Consider the following 767-nt stretch of genomic DNA (forward strand, 5'->3'; position numbering starts at 1 on the left):
GCGGTGGCGACCTTGCGGCCGAACTCGCGTGAAATGCGCACCAGTTGCTCGATCTGCTCGACCGTGCTCATCTTCTTCGTGCGTGCCTGGTTCCAGAGGTTGTCCTCGATGCCGCAGCGCACATGCAGGCCCATCGCAATGCCCATCATGTTGACTGGCAGCACGTTGCGCATCGAGCTCTCCACCGTCAGCACCGCGCCATCCGGCGTGGCGCGCACGAAATTGGCAAGGCTATAGATGTTCGGTGCATCCATGCCACCGCCGATAGCCACCCAGTTCATGACCAGCGGGCCCTTGTAGACGCCGCGCCGGATCAAGCGCTCAACCGACTCGAAGCTGTTGATGTTGTAGCACTGGAACGCGCTCTGGATGCCCGCTTCGTTCAGGCGGCGGATGTGCTCCTCGGCCCAGCCGGGCTGCGCCGGCACTGTCATCTCCTTGTAGGCGTTGTAGACCTCGGGGTCCTCCATCGAGGTACCCTTGACGTCAGCATCTTCCCAGTGCTCCACGACGTTCATCTGCGACGTGTTGATCGTCACCGTGACCTGGTCGGGCTTGGGATCGAGCTCGGCCAGCATGTGGCGCGTATCGTCGCTCAGCCATTTGGCGGCTGACCCTTCGGTCTCGGGTGCAAAGCTGATCGAGCCGCCCACCTGGATGATCATCTCGGGCACCGCATTGCGCACGCCGGCGATCAGCTCGTTGAACTTCGACAGGCGCTTGCTGCCCTTGCCGTCGAGTTCGCGCACGTGCAGGTGCAGCACGGT

Annotated in this window: 1 protein-coding gene; it reads right to left on the reverse strand. The window is 62.8% G+C overall.

Annotated elements, in window-relative coordinates; all coding sequences use genetic code 11:
- Positions 1-767, reverse strand: a 767-nt coding sequence (locus tag AWB68_RS45735) for a beta-keto acid cleavage family enzyme (RefSeq protein ID WP_087650523.1), incomplete at both ends; no start/stop codon positions are given.

This window comes from Caballeronia choica (assembly GCF_001544535.1).
Classification (GTDB): Bacteria; Pseudomonadota; Gammaproteobacteria; order Burkholderiales; family Burkholderiaceae; genus Caballeronia; species Caballeronia choica.